Source organism: Arthrobacter sp. R1-13 (assembly GCF_054161475.1).
On the sequence record NZ_CP096420.1, the window covers coordinates 3,655,176 to 3,675,462 of the forward strand.

Annotated in this window: 18 protein-coding genes and 1 tRNA gene; 11 read left to right on the forward strand and 8 right to left on the reverse strand. The window is 62.9% G+C overall.

The genetic code is table 11. From position 1 onward, the window contains the following. Positions 1 to 8 precede the first annotated feature (8 nt). Positions 9 to 368, reverse strand: coding sequence for a hypothetical protein (locus tag M1D88_RS16920; RefSeq protein WP_458111899.1), 360 nt, complete (start codon positions 366 to 368; stop codon positions 9 to 11). A gap of 116 nt (positions 369 to 484) precedes the next feature. Here M1D88_RS16920 and aroQ point away from each other — a divergent pair, with 116 nt between their 5' ends. Next, a complete protein-coding gene (aroQ, locus tag M1D88_RS16925; RefSeq protein ID WP_458111900.1) occupies positions 485 to 961 on the forward strand; it encodes a type II 3-dehydroquinate dehydratase in 477 nt (158 codons plus the stop codon). Positions 962 to 964: 3 nt separating this feature from the next. After that, on the forward strand, positions 965 to 1,990 hold the full coding sequence (locus M1D88_RS16930; RefSeq protein ID WP_458111901.1) for a DUF2332 domain-containing protein: 1,026 nt from the start codon (positions 965 to 967) through the stop codon (positions 1,988 to 1,990). Between the two features lie 15 nt (positions 1,991 to 2,005). On the opposite strand, the gene M1D88_RS16935 is transcribed toward M1D88_RS16930, so the two are convergent. Next, a complete protein-coding gene (locus tag M1D88_RS16935; protein WP_458111902.1) occupies positions 2,006 to 3,190 on the reverse strand; it encodes a MarP family serine protease in 1,185 nt (394 codons plus the stop codon). Positions 3,191 to 3,427: 237 nt separating this feature from the next. On the opposite strand from M1D88_RS16935, the gene M1D88_RS16940 reads away from it, so the two are divergent. Then, positions 3,428 to 4,105 carry a Crp/Fnr family transcriptional regulator gene (locus tag M1D88_RS16940; protein ID WP_011693220.1) on the forward strand — a complete coding sequence of 226 codons (678 nt, stop codon included), beginning with the start codon at positions 3,428 to 3,430 and terminating at the stop codon, positions 4,103 to 4,105. A gap of 159 nt (positions 4,106 to 4,264) precedes the next feature. Here M1D88_RS16940 and M1D88_RS16945 read toward each other — a convergent pair whose 3' ends face one another. Genes M1D88_RS16945 through M1D88_RS16955 form a run of 3 tightly spaced genes read right to left on the reverse strand, consistent with a single transcriptional unit; the run spans position 4,265 to position 5,882 of the window. Then, positions 4,265 to 5,176, reverse strand: coding sequence for an NUDIX hydrolase (locus M1D88_RS16945; protein ID WP_458111903.1), 912 nt, complete (start codon positions 5,174 to 5,176; stop codon positions 4,265 to 4,267). Positions 5,177 to 5,191: 15 nt separating this feature from the next. Next, positions 5,192 to 5,725, reverse strand: a complete 534-nt coding sequence (locus M1D88_RS16950) for a RidA family protein (protein WP_458111904.1) — start codon at positions 5,723 to 5,725, stop codon at positions 5,192 to 5,194. A gap of 1 nt (position 5,726) precedes the next feature. Then, positions 5,727 to 5,882, reverse strand: coding sequence for a DUF4177 domain-containing protein (locus M1D88_RS16955; RefSeq protein ID WP_144671455.1), 156 nt, complete (start codon positions 5,880 to 5,882; stop codon positions 5,727 to 5,729). A gap of 37 nt (positions 5,883 to 5,919) precedes the next feature. On the opposite strand from M1D88_RS16955, the gene M1D88_RS16960 reads away from it, so the two are divergent. The 5 genes from M1D88_RS16960 (at position 5,920) to M1D88_RS16980 (ending at position 13,091) form a co-directional block, all read left to right on the forward strand. Continuing rightward, on the forward strand, positions 5,920 to 8,187 hold the full coding sequence (locus M1D88_RS16960) for a transglycosylase domain-containing protein (RefSeq protein ID WP_458111905.1): 2,268 nt from the start codon (positions 5,920 to 5,922) through the stop codon (positions 8,185 to 8,187). A 7-nt stretch (positions 8,188 to 8,194) separates the two neighbouring features. Next, positions 8,195 to 9,142 (forward strand): metallophosphoesterase, encoded by a 948-nt coding sequence (locus M1D88_RS16965; protein WP_458111906.1) that lies wholly within the window; start codon positions 8,195 to 8,197, stop codon positions 9,140 to 9,142. A gap of 144 nt (positions 9,143 to 9,286) precedes the next feature. Next, the gene (locus M1D88_RS16970; RefSeq protein ID WP_458111907.1) at positions 9,287 to 11,095 is read left to right on the forward strand and encodes an ABC transporter ATP-binding protein; all 1,809 of its coding nucleotides are present in this window, start codon (positions 9,287 to 9,289) and stop codon (positions 11,093 to 11,095) included. Next, the gene (locus M1D88_RS16975; protein WP_458111908.1) at positions 11,092 to 12,924 is read left to right on the forward strand and encodes an ABC transporter ATP-binding protein; all 1,833 of its coding nucleotides are present in this window, start codon (positions 11,092 to 11,094) and stop codon (positions 12,922 to 12,924) included. The genes M1D88_RS16970 and M1D88_RS16975 overlap by 4 nt, the downstream gene beginning before the upstream one ends. Positions 12,925 to 13,014: 90 nt before the next feature. Beyond that, positions 13,015 to 13,091, forward strand: a tRNA-Pro gene (locus tag M1D88_RS16980). A 169-nt stretch (positions 13,092 to 13,260) separates the two neighbouring features. Here the strand turns inward: M1D88_RS16980 and M1D88_RS16985 are convergent. After that, positions 13,261 to 13,461, reverse strand: a complete 201-nt coding sequence (locus M1D88_RS16985) for a hypothetical protein (protein ID WP_458111909.1) — start codon at positions 13,459 to 13,461, stop codon at positions 13,261 to 13,263. 129 nt (positions 13,462 to 13,590) lie between these two features. Here M1D88_RS16985 and M1D88_RS16990 point away from each other — a divergent pair, with 129 nt between their 5' ends. Then, the gene (locus tag M1D88_RS16990) at positions 13,591 to 14,871 is read left to right on the forward strand and encodes a helix-turn-helix domain-containing protein (protein ID WP_458111910.1); all 1,281 of its coding nucleotides are present in this window, start codon (positions 13,591 to 13,593) and stop codon (positions 14,869 to 14,871) included. 36 nt (positions 14,872 to 14,907) lie between these two features. On the opposite strand, the gene M1D88_RS16995 is transcribed toward M1D88_RS16990, so the two are convergent. Further along, on the reverse strand, positions 14,908 to 15,858 hold the full coding sequence (locus tag M1D88_RS16995) for a phosphoribosylaminoimidazolesuccinocarboxamide synthase (protein WP_458111911.1): 951 nt from the start codon (positions 15,856 to 15,858) through the stop codon (positions 14,908 to 14,910). A 2-nt stretch (positions 15,859 to 15,860) separates the two neighbouring features. Continuing rightward, entirely contained in the window at positions 15,861 to 17,171 is a 1,311-nt protein-coding gene (gene purD / locus M1D88_RS17000; RefSeq protein WP_458111912.1) for a phosphoribosylamine--glycine ligase, read from the reverse strand. 482 nt (positions 17,172 to 17,653) lie between these two features. Between purD and M1D88_RS17005 the strand changes: the two genes are divergently transcribed. Then, the gene (locus M1D88_RS17005; RefSeq protein WP_458111913.1) at positions 17,654 to 19,231 is read left to right on the forward strand and encodes a molybdopterin-dependent oxidoreductase; all 1,578 of its coding nucleotides are present in this window, start codon (positions 17,654 to 17,656) and stop codon (positions 19,229 to 19,231) included. A 36-nt stretch (positions 19,232 to 19,267) separates the two neighbouring features. After that, complete coding sequence (locus M1D88_RS17010; protein WP_458111914.1) at positions 19,268 to 20,284, forward strand: asparaginase; 1,017 nt, start codon at positions 19,268 to 19,270, stop codon at positions 20,282 to 20,284. The last annotated feature ends 3 nt before the right edge of the window (positions 20,285 to 20,287 follow it).

A 20,287-nucleotide genomic window follows, 5' to 3' on the forward strand; every position in this document is an offset into this window, starting at 1 on the left:
CACCGCCATTAGTCGTCTCCGTCTTCAACATCGTCGTCATCAATGACAACCGGCGGCACCACCGGTGCCGGCCCGGGCGCTGCTGGCGACTCAGGGGCGGGAGCGGGTGCAGGAAGACCTGGCGTCGGAGTCACCGGTGGAGCTGGTGTCGGCGCAGGAGTAATGGGTGGCGCAGGCGAAGGGGCGGGGCTTGGCCCTTGTTCCGGTTCCAAAGCCGGCACCGGAGGCGCCCCGGTGACCGAACCGAGTTTCACAGGTTTGGCATCCACATCGGGAGGACCGGCGGGCGCCGCCAACAGGCTTCCCCCCAAGGCAAGCAGCACCGGGGCAACCAGTACCGCTGCCATCATCAGAGCCCGTCGCATCATTTCCATGTACTCATCGTGTCAGCCACTCATGAAGCTCCCATGAAACGTCTATGAAAAATTCTTCATCACGCCGCCAGCACCGGAACCGGGAACCAACATCCCCTAGAGTTGGGGACATGAACGACGCCCAGCCGGCCATGGAACACAGCCGCGGAATTATCCTCGTCCTCAATGGACCGAACCTGAACCTTCTTGGCACGCGCGAGCCGGAGAAGTACGGCACCGCAACCCTCGCCGATGTAGAACAGCTCGCAAAAGACACCGCTGCCGCCCACCGCCTCGACGTCGAATGCTTCCAGTCCAACCACGAGGGCGCGCTGGTGGAAGCCATCCATGCTGCCCGGGGCAAGGCCTTGGGGATCGTGCTGAATGCAGGAGCTTACACGCACACGTCGGTGGCCATCCGGGATGCAATATCCGCCGTGCAGCTGCCAACCGTCGAGGTTCACATCACCAACGTCCATGCGCGCGAGGCGTTCAGGCACCACTCCTACCTCTCGGACGTCAGCAAAGCGGTGATCGCCGGTGCCGGCATCATGGGCTATCGGTTCGCGATCGAATACTTGGCCACACTAGGTTCAGAAAACGCCTGACAAATGGCTTCCGGCGGCTCTGCAACTGCTGACTGGTACAGGACCTTCGGGACCGTTGATGCCCCGGGCTCCTCGGACTGCTACGCGGAGTGGGCCCTCGGCGTCGCGCAGGATCCGGATCTGATCCAGCGCATCGATGACCTGCCTCACACGAAGCGTCAGCCACTGCTGCTTTTTGCCGCTGCGCGCTTCCTCGGCGCGGAGGTGGGCCCCTACCCGCAGTTCCGGAACTTTCTGGACTCCCACTGGTCCGAGGTGACACGAACGGTGCTCTCCCGCGCGACCCAGACCAATGAGGCGGGGCGTTGCGCCACGCTGCTGCCATCGCTGGGCCTGATCGCAAGCCAGGAGGACCGGCCCCTTGCCCTGATCGAGGTGGGCGCCTCTGCCGGGTTGGCGCTGTTTCCGGACAAGTACAGCTACGAGTTCGACGACGGGAAGCAGGTCACGCGCCTTTCGCCGCCTGCAGTGGGAGTCAGCCCTGCAAACACCCCGCTCCTGCGGTGTGCCACTGTGGGGCCGGTCCCCCTACCCCCGCAACTGCCCCCTGTAGTGTGGCGGGCAGGGATTGACCTGAACCCTTTGGACGTCCGCGATCCCGACGACGTTGCCTGGCTTGAGGCTCTCGTCTGGCCCGAGCAGGAGTTCCGTCGTGAGCGCCTGCACCAGGCAATTGCCGTTGCCCAGCTGGAGCCTCCGCTGCTGCTGGCAGGGCATCTGAACGAGCAACTGCAGAACCTTGTTGACCAGGCTCCGGCGGATGCTGCGCTGGTGGTTTTCCACAGCGCCGTCATGGGCTATCTGAGCAGCAGGGAACGGGCGCAGTTCCAGGCCACCATGGCAAACCTCACCTCTCGTGGCAGTCACTGGTTGTCCAACGAGGGCAACACGGTCATCGAGCAGGAGGACGGATCAAGCGTGGTGCCGGACATTGATGAGGCCCGGCTCAAGGGTCGTTTCCTGATCTCGCACAACAGTAAGCCGGTTGCCATCGCCGGTCCTCACGGCCAAAGCCTCGAGTGGCTCTAGCTCACACTGAGGGCGTTACTTCTGGATGCACTGCCCCGGCGAGACGGCATCGGTGAGCGACGGCGCCTGGGCGGCTACCGGGTTGAGGTCATCCATGGGAATGGCGAAGCCCAATGCGGCATCCGACGTTGCCTTGGCGAAGATTACTCCTGCCACCAGCCCGTCGACGGTCAGGAGCGGACCTCCTGAATTACCCGGCTGGACGTCTCCCGCGAGCCGGTAAACGTCGTCGGGAGTTGGATTATTGCCGTAGATGTCAGGCACCAACACCGTGGCAATGTCCTGGACGGTAGCTGGCTTGGACTGGAAAGGGCCGCCGTGGGGGTAGCCGGCAAACGCGGCGGGGCTGCCGCTGGGGAGGTCGGGGCTCAGGGCCAGGGGCGTCGAAGGCAGTCCCTCGACGGCGAGGACGGCGAGGTCACGCTGGCCATCGAAGTACACCACCCGCCCGGGGTACGCTCCGCCGTCGGGCAGCTCCACAACGGGCTGCGACACGCCCGCCACGACATGGGCATTCGTCACTACCCTGTCGGGCGAAACCACGAAACCGGTGCCTGTCTGGTTCTGCCCGCATTGGTACGCAGTTCCCGCAATTTTCAGGACGGATTGGGCGGCGCGGTTCAGTCCCGGAGTGTCGGTGCTGGCCTTTGGAACCTGGACGGGTTGGCCCTGACCGAAGCCCTCGATCAGGGTGGGAATGCCGTTGCCGATGACCGTCGAACGGAGCTGCGCCATGGTGGCCTTGACGGGGGTTGGCGTCAGGCCGTCTATGAACCTGATCACCTTGGACTCGGCCAGTTGCTGCGAGACAAACGGGACACCCAGCGCACTGATGCTGAAGGCGAGCATGGACATAACCAGAGCCGCCACCACAACGTTGACTGCGCCGCCTATCCCACGGTCCACAGCCCGCAAAGGCTTGATTCGTACGGCACTGCGGACTCTCCGGCCGATAGCCGTCCCCAGCGCATGCCCCATAACCATCAGGACGACGGCGCTGCCAATGACGGCGGTGAGCCTCCACCCGGTGTCCTCAACGAAATCGGTGACGAGCGGTATGGAAACAAAGGCCGCAACTGCCCCGACCGCGAACCCGGCAATGCCGCCGAGGGTTACCAGAAAGCCGTTGCGCAGGCCATAGATCAGATAGGACAAGAGCGTCAGAATCAGCGCCAGGTCCAAAACGGTCAAGCCGAACACCAAGGCTCCTTACATACAGTTAGGATCCGATTCTACTGGCGAAGTCTGACAGTTTGCCCTCAATGGCGTGACGGCGGGGGCTGCTACCGGAGTCCAATACCCGTCCGTCCGGCCCGCTGCAGAGCTCCCCTAAGCGCCATTCCGGGCGTTTCCCGTGCCAAGTACGTCACAGAACCGCCAAAATTCTGGAACAATGGCAAAAGCGCCCACAGCCGACACTTTTACTCAGGAGATTTCATGGACATCGAGGTATTGCGCCGCGCACCCCTTTTCGCCACGCTCGACGACGAAGCTTTCCGTCTGCTGACGGACGAACTCACCGAGGTGGACCTGTCACGCGGAGCATCCGTTTTCCGCGAAGGCGACCAGGGTGACCAGCTGTACTTCATCGTCTCCGGCAAGGTAAAGCTCGGACGCACCTCCCCCGACGGCCGCGAGTCCCTGCTGGCCATCCTTGGCCCGGGCGAGCTCTTCGGCGAAATGGCATTGTTTGACCCGAGCCCCCGGACTGCAACGGCAACGGCTGTCTCGGAAACACGCTTGGCGGGCCTGAAGAACGAGAGTCTCAACGCCCTCCTCCGCACCCGTCCCGAGGTTTCGGCCCAGCTGCTGCAGGCCCTTGCCCGCAGGCTTCGCCGCACCAACGATTCCCTCTCTGACCTTGTCTTCTCCGATGTCCCCGGCCGTGTGGCCAAGGCGCTCCTGGATCTCGCCGACCGTTTCGGCCGTCCGGCAACCGACGGCGTGCTGGTGGCCCACGAGCTCACGCAGGAAGAACTCGCCCAGCTCGTTGGCGCTTCCCGCGAGACCGTGAACAAGGCCCTGGCCGAATTCGTGCAGCGCGGCTGGCTGCGCCTGGAGGCGCGCGCCGTCGTAATCCTGGACATGCAGCGCCTCCGCCAGCGCTCCCGCTAAATACACTCAGCAGCTCAAAGAAGAAGGCCGGCACCGTAACAACGGAGCCGGCCCTTTCTCTTGAGCGGACCGGGGCGTGGCATCCGGCAGCGTGCGTCTAAGCGAGGGACGAGCGAGCACGCAGAGGATGTCAGGTTCCGGGCCGCTCAGCCGAAAGACTCACCGCTCCCGTTGAGGCTCGCCTGCTACGGTCTTTGCTGCCTCGACTTCGAGCATCAGCTTGCCGTCCTCTTCCACGAGCTTCGGCTGGTACACGTGCGGTTTGCGCTTGTAGCTCAGGTAGGCGATGCAGCCATTGGCCGCCGCCATTTTCTCGAGCATGATTTCCGACCCCGGCACCAGGAGTTGGCCCAGGGTGAGACCTACGGTATTTTCCTGGCCCACTTCATCGCCGAGGGCGGTGGTGTCACGCTCTTCGATGATCCGCTTGGCACATACCCAGCGGCCCCAGACGCCCTTGCTTTCCAGGAGTGTGGGCTGCTGGTTGACCGGGACAGTCGCAGCGAAATAGCGCGTGTTGAAGCGGTGGTGAGCAAAATCCGGGCTGAGCCAATTGACGAGGGGCTTCAGCAGGTCCGTCCGCAGGGACAGCCCACGTTTGGCAAGGACGTCCGCGAACGACGTTTCCTGGTTCGCCACCGATTCACGGGCCCGCATCCATTCCGGCGTCGACGTTGCTTCAACAGTGGTGGAAAGGTCCGGACCCGCCAACAGCACGCCGGTTTCCTCGAAAAGTTCGCGGATGGCCCCCACAATGTGGCGGCGGGCGAGTCCGACGTCGTCCGTCCCCATCTGCTCGGCCCAATGCTGCGGTGAGGGTCCAAGCCAGCCGAGGGGGTCGTCGTCGGAGGTATCAAGGGACCCGCCGGGGAAGGCGAGCACACCCAGAGGGGAAGACCCCGGGCGATAGCCCAGCCAGGTCTCCAACCCCGTGGGTGAATCCCGAAGCAGGACAACAGATGAGGCGAGACGCGGAGCACGTGGTGTCCGCTCGCCATGTTCGAGCCAGCTGCGTGCTGCCCCCTCAAGTTCCGGGGGCAACACAAACAGGCGACGGGCTAACTGAGGCAAAGGGAACGACCGGCCTTAGGCGAACTCGGCAATCAGGTCCACTTCAACCGGAGAGTCAAGGGGAAGGACTGAAACGCCGACGGCGGCGCGTGCGTGTTGCCCGGCGTCGCCAAGGACTTTGCCCAGCAGTTCGGAGGCACCATTGATGACCCCCGGCTGCCCGCTGAAGGACGGGTCTGACGAGACGTAGCCGACAACTTTGACGATCCGCGTGATGCGGTCAAGGTCACCGATGACGCTCTTGACGGCGGCCAGCGCGTTGACGGCGCACACCGCAGCGTAGTACTTGGCGTCTTCAGGGGAGACTGTCGGCTCGTCGGCATACCCTTCCGAACCGGTGGACACTTTGCCCGTAGCTTCGAGTTTGCCCTTAATAAAGGGCAGCTGGCCCGATGTGTAAACGTGGTTACCGGAAATCACTGCCGGGACGTAGGCAGCCACCGGGGCAGCCACCTCGGGCAGGGTCAGTCCCAGCTCGGCGAGTCGTTGCTCGACGGCGGATGCAGGTGCGTCAGACGCCGCAGCGTCGGTGTTTGCGGGGCTTGTCATGCTACTGCTTCTCCCTTTTAAGGTAGGCAACCAGACCGTTGCCTTCAGGACCCGGAACAACTTGGACCAGCTCCCAGCCGTCGTCTCCCCACTGGTCAAGAATCTGCTTTGTGGCGTGAATAATGAGCGGAATCGTGGCGTACTCCCATTTGGTCATGAGAGAAAGACTAGTCCTACCCGCTAAAGTGGAAAACATGGCGACTGGTAAGAACCCTTTATTTGACACGGCCACTACCCTCGGAAAGATCCTCGGATTCCTGGGTGTGAGTGCCATTTGTGGTGTCCTGGTGGCAGGTTTGCTAGTTCCGGCCGCAGCCGTTTCGGGCAGCACAGCCAGCGGATCCATCGAGTTCTTTGACACTCTTCCGGCCGAATTGCAGGTGGACCCGCCGAGCCAGTCCACCAAAATTCTTGCGGCCGATGGCAGTGTCATTGCCACGCTTTTTGACGAGAACCGTACCCGCGTATCGCTGGACCAGATGTCGCCATACATCAAAGAAGCGGTCATAGCGGTTGAGGACAGCCGGTTCTATGACCACGGAGGGGTGGACACCACCGGTATTCTCCGCGCCCTCGTCAGTACCGCCCGGGGAAACAAGCAAGGTGCTTCAACCATCACCCAGCAGTACGTCAACAACGTCCTGAACTCCAACCTCGCCGCCGAAGGCAAGGAAGCGGACATCAAGCTCAACGGCGTCAACAAGGGCGTTGGGGACAAACTCCGTGAAATGAAGCTTGCCATCGCCCTGGAGAAAAAATTCACCAAGGAGCAGATCCTTGAGGGTTACCTCAACATCGTCTTTTTCAACAGGGATGCGTACGGCATCGAAGCCGCGTCGAAGCTCTTCTTCAGCACCTCCGCGAAGGATTTGAACCTCCCGCAGGCCGCTCTTCTGGCCGGCGTCGTGAACAGCCCTTCGTTCTACGATCCCATCGCCAATCCGGAGAACGCGAAAACTCGCCGCGACCTGGTCCTGAACCTTATGCTCTCCCATGGCAAGATCAACCAGGCCGAACATGACGCCGCCATTGCCACCCCGGTGGAAACCAAGGTCACTCCTGCCCGCCAGGGTTGCGCCTACGCCGCCACCGCACCGTACTTCTGTGACTATGTGCTCCACCTCCTGCTGAATGATCCGGCCTACGGCGCCGACCCCGACGAACGGTGGAACAAGATCTACCGCGGCGGGCTGACCATCACCACCACGCTGGATCCCAACGCCCAGGCAATTGCGCAGGCACAGGTTGACACTACGGCTGGGGCCAACCCGGACAAATGGGGGTCGGCCTTGGTGTCGGTGCAACCCAACACGGGCAAGATCATCAACATGGCTCAGAACACCACGTGGTTACCGTCCGATGGAAAGTTCGACACCAACATCAACTTCAACGTCGACAAGCAGGATGCTAACGGCAACGACCTCAACGGCTTGGGTGGTGCACAGCCCGGCTCTACCATGAAACCGTTTACCTTTGCTGAATATCTCAACGAGGGCAACTCGATGAACACGGTCCTGAACGGTGCCGTCCGCAAATACCCACAGAACTTCCCGTGGAGGAACACCTGCCCCACGCCTACCACGGGCTGGTATGACAGCAACGTTGCCGACAGCACCGATCTGCAGAACGCCGAGCCGGGCTATTACCGCAGCATGACCGTCCTGGATGGGCTTGCCAACTCCATCAACACCATGACCTTCGCAACTGCGGCAAGAGTAGACCTGTGCGGGATCCAGAAGGTGGTGGATGCTGTGGGCATCCACCAGGGACTTCCAAGCCCCGATGGTCGTCCGAACCCGCAAATCCCTATGACCACCATCAGCAACCTCCTTGGTGCAACACAGACGGCACCCTTGACGATGGCCAGCGCCTTCGCCACCTTCGCCAATGACGGCAAGTACTGCGCACCGATCGCCATAACCGCCGTTACCGACCAGACCGGCGCCCAACTCCCTGCTCAATCCACCAATTGCCGTGACGCCCTCAAACCGGAGGTTGCCCGCGGTGTGAACTACGCCTTGCAGGAGGTCCTAAACCGAGGCTCGGGTTCGCTGATTCAACCGCGAATTTCTACCCGGACCAACTTCCCCATCGCTGCCAAGACTGGTACGTCGAACAACAACGGCTCCACCTGGGTAGTGGGTCACACTACGGGCCTCGCGACAGCGGCCTGGTTCGGCGATCCGCTGGGCAGCCAGCAGCGTCCCGGCCAAAACGTTACCGTCAACGGCAAGTTCTACCAGGGAATCGACGGTTACATGATTGCCGGGCCGATGTTCTCCCAGTACATGGCTCAGGTGGCCCCTGCCTATGGGACCAACCCGTTCCCGGCACCGCCGTCCAACCTGGTCAGCGGGCCCGCTCCCCGTCCGTCCATCCAAAGCACCACTCCGGCCCAGGCGCCCACCCAGGCCCCCGCTCCGGCCCCAGGGTCGGACGACAAGGGCCGCGGGAACGGATAGCCCGACGATGGCCGATTTCTCCGCATTGGCAGACCGCGCCCGCACCGCCGGGCGCGGTTTTGCCGTCACAGCCGCCGTCGGGGCTGCGGCAGGCCTTGCCGCCGCAGGTTACGGGATGTGGGAAAAGAACCAGTTTGAGCTGCGCGAAGAAACGCTGCCGATCCTCCCCAACGGCTACGGCCCTTTTCGCATCCTCCACCTCAGCGACATCCACTTCATCCCCGGCCAGAATCTCAAAGCGGATTGGCTGCGGTCCTTGGCAGCCTTGAAACCGGATCTGGTGGTCAACACAGGCGACAACCTCAGCCACGTGAAGGGCGTCGATCCCCTCCTCGAAGCACTGCATCCGCTGATGGAATTCCCCGGGGTTTTTGTCCCGGGCTCCAACGACTATTTCGCCCCGCGGCTGAAAAACCCGGCCATGTATCTCCTCCGGCCCTCCCAAGCGGAGCGGAAACCGTTGGAGCTTGATTGGCCGCGGCTGCGTGCAGGCTTCGGTATGGGCGGCTGGGTGGACCTGACCAACCGCGCCCAGTCCCTGGTACTCAAAGGACTCCGCTTCGATTTCTCCGGCGTCGACGATCCCCACCTTGGCCTGGAACGGTACGCCGGCTGGCCCCGCGGCACCAAGAACCAGGACATCACGCCGCATCTCCGAGTGGGCGTGATCCATGCCCCCTACCAGCGCGTCCTGGACCACTTCACCGAGGACGGCGCCGATCTCCTCCTGGCTGGACATACCCACGGCGGGCAGATCTGCATCCCCGGCTACGGCGCGCTTGTGGCCAACTGCGACCTCCCCACGTGGCGGGCAAAAGGCCTCAACGACTGGAACAGCAACGGAAGTACGACGCCGGTAAACGTTTCGGGAGGCATCGGCACCTCACGCTTCGCACCGGTCCGGATCGCCTGCCGCCCGGAAGCCGTGCTGCTCACGCTTACTGCAAAGGGTTAGCAAGGCCTCGGACGGCAGCATTGCGTATTGCAATAACTGCCTAAGCCCGGAGTCTCTCTCGGAATTCCGTGAAACGTCTGGGGCCATGGAATAAGGTAGTTGCTACGGGACACCACATACGCAGTTGAGCGCTAAGAAGCGGGCATGACCAAGCAGACCTCATTCTTCCAATCCATCAGCCGTCTCTATCCCCATATGAAGCCCATTCTCCCGAGGCTTTTTATGGGGCTTCTTTGTGCTCTTTTGGCCAGTGTCGTAGCTTTGGCCATTCCGCAAGTACTGCGAGTGCTGGTCAACGAATCGCTCCAGCCCGGCGGAGCCGCGGAGTCCGTGCTGATGGCCTCGCTGACCGTACTTGTGCTCGGTATCGCCGAAGCCGGACTCGTTGCCCTGCGCCGGCAGTTCGTCATCAACCCCGCCACTACGGTGGAAACCCGGATGCGGATCTCCCTCTACCACCACCTGCAGGACCTTCCTGTTGCCTTCCACGACCGCTGGGGTTCCGGACAGTTACTCTCCCGCGCCATGACGGACCTGAACTTCCTCCGCCGCTGGATGGCCTTCGGCGCCATCATGCTGGTGGTGACCACCCTGACTGTGGTGATCGGCGTCATCGTGATGTTTACCATGAGCTGGCAGCTGGCCCTGATCTTCCTCTGTGCCGCCCTGCCCATCATGATCTATGGCTTCCGGTTCCGTACGAGCTTCAGCAAGGTCACCCGGCAAAGCCAGGACCAGGCCGGGGACCTCGCCACAACGGTGGAGGAGTCGGTGCACGGCATCCGCGTCCTGAAGGCCTTTGGCAGGAGCCGGGAAGCGCTGGAGAACTTCAATGAGCAGGCAGAAGTGCTGCGGCAGACCGAAATCGCCAAGGCTAAACACCAGGCCACCTTCACCATGGTGGTCACACTCCTCCCCGAACTTGCCCTTGGCGCCGGGCTGGTGGTGGGGGTAATGCTGGCGGCAAGCGGCGAGCTGAGCATCGGTGCCCTGGTGGCATTCTTTGCCACCGCAGCCGTGGTCGCGGCGCCCGTGGAGTTTTCAGGGATGCTCCTTGCCATGGCCCTCACCGCTAAGACCGCTGTGGACCGGCATTTCGAAGTCATGGATTCGGTCAACACCATCACCACCCCGGAGACGCCCCGGAAGCCGCAGGAGGCAAAGGGCGCACTGACTTTCAACAACGCTTCCTTCGCGTTTGAGGATGCACCCGAACACCCCATCCTTCGCGGCATCAGCCTGGACGTCAGGCCCGGCGAGACCCTGGCATTGGTGGGCATTACCGGCAGCGGGAAGAGTGCCATGCTTCAGCTGGTGCCACGCCTCTACGATGTTACGGACGGCTCCATCACCATCGACGGCGTTGATCTTCGCGATTTCGACGTCGAAGAGCTCCGGCGCATTGTAGGCATGGCTTTCGAGGACACCACCCTGTTTTCCAGCTCCGTCCGGGACAACGTACTGCTCGGGGCCTCGGAGCGGACCGAGGAACTCCTCCACGAGTCGCTGGACGTCGCCCAGGCCCACTTCGCGTACTCCCTTCCGGATGGCGTGGACACGCTGATCGGAGAGGAAGGGCTCAGCCTGTCAGGCGGCCAGCGCCAGCGGATCGCCCTGGCCCGGGCAATCGCGGCCAAGCCCAAAGTCCTGGTGCTCGATGACCCCTTGTCCGCCCTGGATGTCCACACCGAAGAGCTCGTGGAAACAAGGCTCCGGGAAGTCCTCGCCGATACAACGACGCTGATCGTGGCGCACCGCCCGTCCACTGTCGCGCTGGCGGACCGGGTGGCTCTGCTGGAGAACGGCCGCATCACCGCCGTCGGAACCCATACGGAACTGCTCGCTGCCAACGACCATTACCGGTACGTGATTGCGAACCTGGTCGCTGAACCCCGGGATCTCGATTCCGAGCTGTCGGAACTCGACGCCGAGGCCGAGGAGATATCCCGATGACCACCACCACGTTCGGTACAGCCAACGAGGACAACGCCTTCCTCAGCAAAAGCGACAGCAGGACTGTCCGAAGGCGATCTCTTGCGCTGCTCGGGTCCCTCATCCGTCCGGTCCGGCTCCGGTTCTGGCTCACTCTGGCCACCGTAATCCTGTCCCAGCTTGCGAGGGTCTCGGGGCCGGTCCTGATCGCTTTCGGCATCGACCATGCACTTCCGGCCTTACGTGCCGGGGACAATGTCCCCCTGATGCTGACCGGCGTCGCCTATTTGGCGGCTGCGATCACGACGGCGGCCCTCACCGCGCTGTATGTCACGTCGACGGCGAAACTGAGCCAGGCGATGCTCCTTGACCTGCGGCTGAGGGTGTTCCGGCACACCCAGCGTCTCAGCCTCGAGTTCCACGAAAAGTACACCTCCGGCCGCATCATTGCCCGGCAGACTTCCGATCTGGAAGCCCTGAGGGAACTCCTTGATTCCGGCGTGAGCTCCCTGGCCTCAGGAATGCTGTTCATGGTGTTCACAGCCGTCACGGTGTTCGCCCTCGACTGGCGAAGCGGCCTGATCCTGCTGGCTGCAGGCGTCCCGATGTACTTCCTGTCCCGCTGGTACCAGAAGCACTCCCAGATTGTCTTCCGGGAATCCCGGGTGGTGTCGGCAAGGCTGATCGTTCATTTTGTGGAATCCATGACCGGGATCCGTGCCGTCAAGGCCTTCCGCAAGGAACGGGAGAACGCCCAGCGGTACACCGACCTCTCCGAGAACTACCGCAAGGTCACTGTGCGCTCCATCAATCTCAATGGCATTTTCCAGCCGGGCCTGGTGCTGATCGGCAACGTCTGCGTGGCGGTCGTCCTGCTCTTCGGCGGGTTCCGGGTTCTGGGCGGTGATCTCGAAGTGGGCGTCCTGCTTGCCTTGATGCTGTCCGCCAAGCGCTTCTTCCAGCCGGTGGACCAGATGGCCATGTTCTACAACTCCTTCCAAAGCGCACAGGCAGCCCTCGAAAAGGTCTCGGGTCTCCTGGAGGAAGTCCCCACGGTCCGTCCACCCAAGAACCCTGTACCGCTCAAGGACGCACGCGGCACTATCGCTTTCAAGGGAGTGGAATTCCGGTACGGCGACGGCCCTGTCATCATTCCCAGACTGGACCTCCACATCCCCGCCGGGCAGACGGTGGCTCTGGTGGGCCAGACCGGTGCAGGAAAATCAACCTTCGCCAAGCTGATCGCCAGGTTTTACGATGTGTCCTCCGGAACGCTCACTCTGGACGGAGTGGACCTCCGGGATCTGAGCACCACAGATCTTCGCCGGAACGTTGTGATGGTGACACAGGAAGCCTTCCTCTTCAGCGGCTCCGTGGCCGACAACATCGCGTTGGGACGCCCGGAGGCCTCGCGGGCGGAAATTGAGGAAGCGGCCAAGGCTGTGGGCGCCCACGAGTTCATCATGGAACTGCCCGAGGGATACGACACCGACGTCAACAAGCGGGGCGGCAGGGTCTCGTCAGGCCAGCGCCAGCTCATCAGCTTTGCCCGCGCTTTCCTGGCGAAGCCGGCTGTCCTGATCCTCGACGAGGCAACGTCGTCGCTCGACGTCCCCTCAGAGCGGTTGGTGCAGCAGGGCCTGGCCGGCCTTCTGGAAGGGGTTGCCGGCAAGGAGTCCGGCCGCACCGCGCTCATCATCGCCCACCGCCTCTCCACGGTGGAGACGGCCGACCGCGTCCTGGTCATCCACGACGGCCGAGTGGTGGAAGACGGCAGTCCCGAGGAACTGATCAGTGGCGGCGGGCGCTTCGCCCAGCTCCATGGAGCATGGAAGGACTCGCTGGTTTGAGTCCGGTTCCAGGGGCGGCGCGGGGAGTCCGGTGATTTCGCATCCGGTGCTCCGATCCGCTATTCTTGTAAAGTTGCTTTTGCAGCGGATCGGGATGTAGCGCAGCTTGGTAGCGCGCTTCGTTCGGGACGAAGAGGTCGCAGGTTCAAATCCTGTCATCCCGACCAAACAGTAAGAGGGTCTTCCAGTCGGAAGGCCCTCTTTCGCGTATCCAGGCCGTTTTCCCTGCGGCCTGAGTGGACCTGATTCTCAAGCCGGCTTAAAGTCTCGAGCCCCGGGTTCAGCACTTGGCATGAACCCGGGGCTCTGGATGGTCCCTTTCGGGCTGACGTCTTTTTACATTGGATCAGGCCAGTTGCCGATGCCCATAGGAGCGAACGTGCCCCCGATTGCCTGGGGTGTGCTCATGGGGTCCGGCCAGTTGCCGATCGCTACGATCGAGGACTCAGCGGGGGCGGCCGACACGACGGCTGGAGCAGCAAACGCGAAAGCCACTGCCCCGGCCATGGCAACGGAAGCAGCAATCTTCTTCAACATGGATGTTCCTCAATACGAGTTGGATTCGTTACAAAGTCTGCGCAGGGCTTGTTGACATACATTGTAAAATGTTTTCCACAGAGACTGTCAAGCATTTCCTTTAAGACTGTCCAAAATGAGGAGGAACCGGTGGGGAACGGATTCGGCGAGAAGCTCCGTGCGGAGCGTCTCGAACGGGGGCTGACTCAAGCCGAACTCGGGAAGGACCTCTACTCCCCCAGTTACATTTCCCTGCTGGAAACCGGCCGGCGTGAGCCTACGGCCGACGTCATTGAAGAGCTGGCGAGGCGACTGGAAATGGCTCCCAAAGCCCTCGAAGCCTGGAGCCAGCCGGTATCCATCAGCGACGCCGAGTACGTTCTGGCCGGCCTGTATGCCCGGCAGGCCTGGGATCTGAGAGACTATCCGCTTGCCGCGAGCCACGCTGCGACCGCCGCACAAATAGCCCTCGAAGGCCGGAACACCAGCGCCTGGTGGAACATGACTTACATGCAGGCCGAGTGCCTCATGAAACAGGGTCAGTTGGCCGAATGCCAGAAAATCATCCAGCACCTTTTGGAGCATCCCATGGCCTCCGAGTCGGTAGGCCTGGGCGTCAGGGCACGGCAGATGCTCGCCGCAGTGTGCCACGGCCAAGGCCAGCTCACTATCGCCGTCGAGCATGCGCAGGAAGCCGTAAGGCTCTGTGAGCAACTGCCTCAGGGATCCACGTTGATCATCGGTGCGATGCGCGCGCTGATCGGCGCGCTGGCTGAAAGCGGCAGGCTTGAGGAGGCCTGGAAATACTGCCAGCTCATGAACGAGCAAACGGACGAAAACTCCATGTCCCAACTTGCCGGCGAGGTGGCCTGGGTGATCGGAAACGTGGCGTTTATGCGCCACGACTACCCGGAAGGGATCAAGCACCACGAACGCGCCGCCAGATTGCTCTCGCCGGCGAACGACATTGAACTTTGGGCACGGTTCAACAAAGCTTCAGCGGCAGTCCGCCTGTCCTCCGGCATTGTAGAGCCCGAAACCTTATCCGCTATCGAGCGTGCCGAACTGGCGCTCTCGATTGTGGGAGGCAACAAGACGGACCATCTCGAGGTTGCGTTCATCCGGGCCCGCTGGCTCTACCTCACCGGCGATATCGTGGCAGCCGTCAACAAGCTCCGCGAGATCCACGCGGAACGCAAGGCACTGGGCAAGCACACGGCCGGCGAAGTGTCCCTCCTGCTGGGGAAGTCGCTCAAGGTAGCGGGCGAGCCCGCGGAGGCTTTGGAGCACCTGGAAGAGGCGCGGAAAGAATTCAGCTCGGCCGGAGCTTCGGACCGCCTGCAGCAGGCCATGGACGCCATTCTGGAAATCAAACTCGCCGAACGCCGCGCTGCTGCGGCGTCCGGCGGTTCAGCTGACACTGCGGGCTGAGACCGGCCTGCTGGAGCGGTCCTCCGTGAGCAGGGCTTAGGCGAACTTCCGGCCTGTGAGCTTCTCGTAAGCCTCCACGTAGCGGCCGCGCGTGCGGTCCACCACCTCGGCCGGAAGTGCGGGGGGCGGTGTGTCCGAAGCCCTGTCCCAGCCGGATTCCGGAGACGTCAGCCAGTCGCGGACGTACTGCTTGTCAAAGGAGGGCTGCGCCTTTCCGGGTTCGTACGTGGCGGCATCCCAGAAACGCGAAGAGTCAGGGGTCAGCACCTCGTCCCCGAGAGTAATGGTTCCGGTGACCACATCGAATCCGAACTCCACCTTGGTGTCGGCGAGGATGATGCCACGTCCGCGTGCCACTTCTTCGGCCCGGCTGTAGATTTTCAGCGTGAGCTCACGCAAGCGCTCGGCAACGTCCACGCCCACCATGTCCACCACGGCTTCATAAGTGATGTTCTCGTCGTGCTCCCCAACCTCTGCCTTGGCAGACGGAGTGAAGATCGGTGCTTCGAGGCGGGAACCGTCAACCAGTCCCTCGGGCAGCGGAATGCTGCACACGGTGCGGGACTGCTTGTACTCGGCCAAACCTGAACCTGTGAGGTATCCGCGGGCGATGCACTCCACCGGGAACATGTCCAGTTTTTTGCAAATCATGGCCCGCCCCTCAACAGCTGCAGGGACGCCGCCTTCCACAGTGGACGCGAGGACGTGGTGCTCCACGTCAAGCTGCTCAAACCACCAGAGACTCAGCTGCGTAAGGATGCGTCCCTTGTCCGGGATTTCACTGCTGAGGACGTGATCGAAGGCGCTGATACGGTCGCTGGCCACCACCAGAACGCAGTCCTGGTGGAGCTGGTCCTTGATGGCTTCATCAAGGGGTACGTAGAGATCCCGCACCTTTCCGGAGTACACGTGCTTCCAGCCCGGCAGCTGCGGGGCCTGGGTCTGGAGCCCTCCGGCCTGTGTTCCGGGCGCGTTCAAATCCACCATGCTCATGCCTTTGCCTTGGAGGCTGCCTGGACCCCTGAAGCGGCTACGCGAATCTCGCCCCGGGCCGCCTTGCGGCCGATATCCGTCCGGAACTGTGAGCCTTCCAGCTGAACCAGCTCCACGCCGTCGTACGCGCGTTCCCGCGCCTCCACAAGGTCGGTTCCCAGCGCGACGACGGCGAGCACCCGGCCGCCTGCGGAGATGACCTTGCCGTCGTCGTCGAGAGCGGTCCCTGCATGGATGACGTGCACGCCTTCGAGCTCTTCGACCTTCTTGAGCCCACGGATACGGTCACCGGTGCGGGGGGTGTCGGGATAGTTTTCAGAAGCGACGACGACGGCCACCGCGGTTTCCTTGGCCCAGCGCAGCTCTTCTGCCTTGTCCAGTTCACCCTTGGCGGCGGCGAGCAAGAGGGACCCGAGGGGCGTCTTCAGCCGGGCCAGTACAGCCTGGGTTTCCGGATCGCCGAAACGAACATTGAATTCGATGACACGGGTGCCGCGGGAAGTCAGAGCGAGCCCGACGAAGAGGACACCAACAAAGGGCGTGCCACGGGCGGCCATCTCGTTGACAGTGGGCTGTGCCACCCTGTCGATGACCTCCTGCACCAGGCCTTCAGGTGCCCAGTCCAGCGGTGTGTAGGCTCCCATTCCGCCGGTGTTGGGGCCTTCGTCGTTGTCGAAAATGCGCTTGAAGTCCTGCGCCGGGGAAAGCGCCACAGTATTGTGGCCGTCGCACAGGACGAAGACCGAAACTTCCGGGCCGTCCAGGAACTCCTCGATAACTACGGTTCCGCCGGCGTCGAAGCAGCTTTGGGCATGGGCGAGCGCGGCGTTGCGGTCGTGAGTAACCACCACTCCCTTGCCTGCGGCAAGTCCGTCGTCCTTCACCACGTAGGGGGCCCCGAACGTATCAAGGGCGGCTTCGGCTTCCTCGGCGTTGGCGGCAACCAAAGCCATGGCTGTCGGAACGCCGGCCTCGGCCATGACCTGCTTGGCAAAGGCCTTGGACGCCTCCAGCTGCGCGGCGGCCTTGCTGGGGCCGAATACGGGAATGCCGGCGGCGCGTACGGCGTCCGACACCCCGGCGGCCAGCGGTGCTTCGGGGCCGACCACCACGAGGTCGGCAGTCAGGCGCGTGGCCAGAGCGGCGACAGCGTCAGGATCATTGGCGTCGATCGCGTGCGTTGGAACCAGCTTGCTGATGCCGGCGTTGCCCGGAGCCGCGTGGACTTCGGAGACGTTGGGGTCTGCAAGCAGGGAGCGGACAATGGCGTGTTCGCGGCCACCAGGGCCAATGACGAGTACCTTCACAGTCTCCAAGGGTACTTTGTGGACCCGGTGCACTCCTAAGCCATGACCTTCGCAACTCACGCTCTTTAGGGGGCAAGGGCCCGCCCCGCACCGCTTTCATGCCGCATCATTGCGCGGTCAGGGGGTGCGGTAGAACTCGGAGATCAGGGTGAGGCCCCGCTCCGCCCAGGCAATTTCGTGTTCGGCGCGGGGCAACAAGCGGCCGAGAAAATCTGCTGCTGCGTCTCCCGCGTCGCTTCAATTAGCGGCGTGGGCGGAGCCGTTCAGGGCCCAGAACAGGAGCTGCCGAGCATCGTCATCGATGTTCCCTAGCCCGTTCCGCCCGTTCCCGGCTGAAGGTTCCCACCTTCCCGCCCAGTTACCTCTGCAAAGCCCCCGTAATTCGCGGCGTTTCTTCCGGGACACGCGGCTTCCGACCAGGTAACTGGGCGGGAACCCCACGTCCGGACAATCCGCGGGGCGAGCGGCTACGAACGAAGGGTATGAAGAACCTCAGATCCCGCTTGGGAAGCCCCGCGGCACTGGCCGCCCTGGCTGGAATGGCCGCGGCCGCCGTCGTCCTTTCCGTTGCGGAACTGGCGGGTGCCTTCTTCACGGCTCGCGCCACACCGCTTATCGCTTTGGGATCGGCCTTCATCGACTTCACCCCGCCCTGGATGAAGGACTTTGCCATTGCCACGTTCGGCACCAACGACAAGGCTGCCCTGTTCGTTGGAATGGGCCTCACCATCACAGTGCTCGCCGGGGTCCTGGGCATTGTGGCGTACCGCAGATGGGTTCTGGGCGTGGCTGGTGTCCTGCTGATGGGCGCGGTGATTGTGGCCAGCGTTGTCACGCGTGCCGGAGTGAAACCCCTCGACGCCCTCCCGACCCTTTTTGGCACGATCGCAGGACTGGTGGTGCTGAGACTCCTGATGAGGCAGCTATGGGGGATGAAAACCTGGCCGGAAGCGCCTGCCGACCTTGCCGCGAAGGGGACCGAGCGCGTGCCTTCCACCCGGCGGGCTTTCTTCGCGGCGACGGGGATCACCGCTGCAGCTTCGGTCATGGCCACAGCTGGTGGCCGCCTACTGGGTGCCGCCCGGAGCAACATCGCGCAGGCCAGGCAGTCGCTGCAACTTCCCAAACCGGCGACGGCGGCTCCCGCAGTTCCAGCGGGCGTCCAATCTGCTGTTCCGGGAGTCACTCCATGGATCACGGCCAACAACGATTTTTACCGGATTGATACGGCCCTCAGCGTTCCGGAAATCAATGTGGAGGACTGGGAGCTCCGGGTCCATGGCCTCGTGGAACAGGAGGTTCGGCTGACGTTCCAGGACCTGCTCGACGCCGAATTGATCGAGTCCCATGTGACCCTTACCTGTGTGTCCAATCCCCTGGGCGGCAACCTGGCAGGAAACGCCAAGTGGCTGGGAGTGCCTCTTCGAGATGTGCTGAAGATGGCGCGCCCCCAGCCCGGAGCGGACATGGTGCTCTCGACGTCGGAGGACGGTTTCAGCGCGTCCACCCCTTTGGAGGTCCTGCAGGATGACCGTGACGCCATGCTGGCCATCGCCATGAACGGAGAGCCCTTGCCGCTGGAGCATGGCTACCCTGTCCGGATGGTGGTGCCGGGGTTGTACGGTTTCGTGTCCGCCACGAAGTGGGTGGTGGATCTTGAGATCACCCGTTTCGCCGACAGCAAGGCTTACTGGACGCAGCGTGGGTGGTCGGAACGGGGCCCCATCAAGACCATGGCGCGGGTGGAAGTGCCTAGGTCCTTTGCCAAGGTCCCCGCAGGCCGGGTGGCAATCGGCGGCACGGCGTGGGCACAGACGAGGGGAATCACGAAGGTCGAAGTCCAGATCGACAACGAAGATTGGGCCGAGGCCGAACTCTCCACTGAGGCATCCGTGATTACGTGGCGGCAATGGTCTTTTGATTGGGAAGCCACTCCCGGCCCGCACTACATCAAGGTCCGGGCCACCGACGGAAGCGGTGAGGTGCAGACGGACCAGCGGGCGGACCCGGTGCCCGACGGCGCGTCCGGCTGGCAATCGGTTATGGTCACGGTCGAATAGCCGGGTATTCGCAGGCCTGCGCCCTAGACTTTAGCCATGCCAGAAAATTCGCATGCCACCTTTTCCGTGGACTCCGCCGTCGAACTGGCAGTGGTGGAACGCAGCGGTTTCGTCGAATCCCGGCACATCGGCTCGGCCGTCGTGTTGGCCGCCGACGGAACCGTCGTCACACAGCTGGGGGACATCACGACACCCATCTATGCGCGCTCCTCGCTCAAACCGCTGCAGGCGCTGGCAGTCATGCAGTCCGGCGTGCCCTTGCGCGGCGCGCAGGTGGCCCTTGCCTGCGGAAGCCACACAGGGTCGCTGGACCATATGGATGTTGTGGAAGGCATGCTCAAGGCAGCGGGCCTCAAAGAGGAGAACCTCCAGTGCCCGGGCGCTTGGCCGCAGGATGAAACAGCACGGAACTGGCTGGTCCGTTCAGACCAAGGCATCTCAAGGCTGGCCCATAACTGTTCCGGAAAGCATGCCTCTTTCCTGTGGGCTTGCACCGAGAACGGCTGGGACATCCACAGCTACCTCGAGCCCAACCATCCCCTGCAGCAGCGCATCCGGTCCGTCATCGAGGAATATTCCGGGGAACGCATCGCGCACCTCGGCATTGATGGCTGCGGAGCGCCTGTTGCAGCCATCTCACTGACAGGACTGGCGCGGGCCTTTTCACTGCTCGCCAAAGCTCCTGGGGACAAACGCTCCAACGCCCGGGCCGCCACCATTGCCACCTCCATGCTCGACTATCCCTGGGCAGTCCAGGGGCGGGGCGAAGCCAACACCATCGTGATGGATGAACTGGAGATCATTGCCAAGGTTGGTGCAGAGGGCGTGCTGGTTATGGCCACATCTCAGGGCGTTTCCGTCGCCATCAAAATGCTCGACGGGAACCTCCGTGCAACCACCCTGGTGGGCCTCACTGTCCTGGCAGCCGCTGGAGCCGTGGACATTCCGGGAGTTTCCAGTGTCCTGGAGAAGGTGGTTGAACCTGTGATGGGCGGCGGCCGTCCTGTGGGCAAGATCCGGCTTGGCCACGCTGTCTCGGCGCTTCTTGACTGAGAT

What these genes read in the sequence shown, in the direction of transcription:
- M1D88_RS16960 (WP_458111905.1), top strand. Translation starts at nt 5,920, where the DNA reads ATGGCGACTGGTAAGAACCCTTTATTTGACACGGCCACTACCCTCGGA.
- M1D88_RS16950 (WP_458111904.1), bottom strand. Translation starts at nt 5,725, where the DNA reads ATGACAAGCCCCGCAAACACCGACGCTGCGGCGTCTGACGCACCTGCA.
- M1D88_RS16995 (WP_458111911.1), bottom strand. Translation starts at nt 15,858, where the DNA reads ATGGTGGATTTGAACGCGCCCGGAACACAGGCCGGAGGGCTCCAGACC.
- M1D88_RS16985 (WP_458111909.1), bottom strand. Translation starts at nt 13,461, where the DNA reads ATGTTGAAGAAGATTGCTGCTTCCGTTGCCATGGCCGGGGCAGTGGCT.
- M1D88_RS17005 (WP_458111913.1), top strand. Translation starts at nt 17,654, where the DNA reads ATGAAGAACCTCAGATCCCGCTTGGGAAGCCCCGCGGCACTGGCCGCC.
- M1D88_RS16955 (WP_144671455.1), bottom strand. Translation starts at nt 5,882, where the DNA reads ATGACCAAATGGGAGTACGCCACGATTCCGCTCATTATTCACGCCACA.
- M1D88_RS16970 (WP_458111907.1), top strand. Translation starts at nt 9,287, where the DNA reads ATGACCAAGCAGACCTCATTCTTCCAATCCATCAGCCGTCTCTATCCC.
- M1D88_RS16920 (WP_458111899.1), bottom strand. Translation starts at nt 368, where the DNA reads ATGATGCGACGGGCTCTGATGATGGCAGCGGTACTGGTTGCCCCGGTG.
- M1D88_RS16930 (WP_458111901.1), top strand. Translation starts at nt 965, where the DNA reads ATGGCTTCCGGCGGCTCTGCAACTGCTGACTGGTACAGGACCTTCGGG.
- M1D88_RS16975 (WP_458111908.1), top strand. Translation starts at nt 11,092, where the DNA reads ATGACCACCACCACGTTCGGTACAGCCAACGAGGACAACGCCTTCCTC.
- M1D88_RS16940 (WP_011693220.1), top strand. Translation starts at nt 3,428, where the DNA reads ATGGACATCGAGGTATTGCGCCGCGCACCCCTTTTCGCCACGCTCGAC.
- M1D88_RS16965 (WP_458111906.1), top strand. Translation starts at nt 8,195, where the DNA reads ATGGCCGATTTCTCCGCATTGGCAGACCGCGCCCGCACCGCCGGGCGC.
- aroQ (WP_458111900.1), top strand. Translation starts at nt 485, where the DNA reads ATGAACGACGCCCAGCCGGCCATGGAACACAGCCGCGGAATTATCCTC.
- M1D88_RS17010 (WP_458111914.1), top strand. Translation starts at nt 19,268, where the DNA reads ATGCCAGAAAATTCGCATGCCACCTTTTCCGTGGACTCCGCCGTCGAA.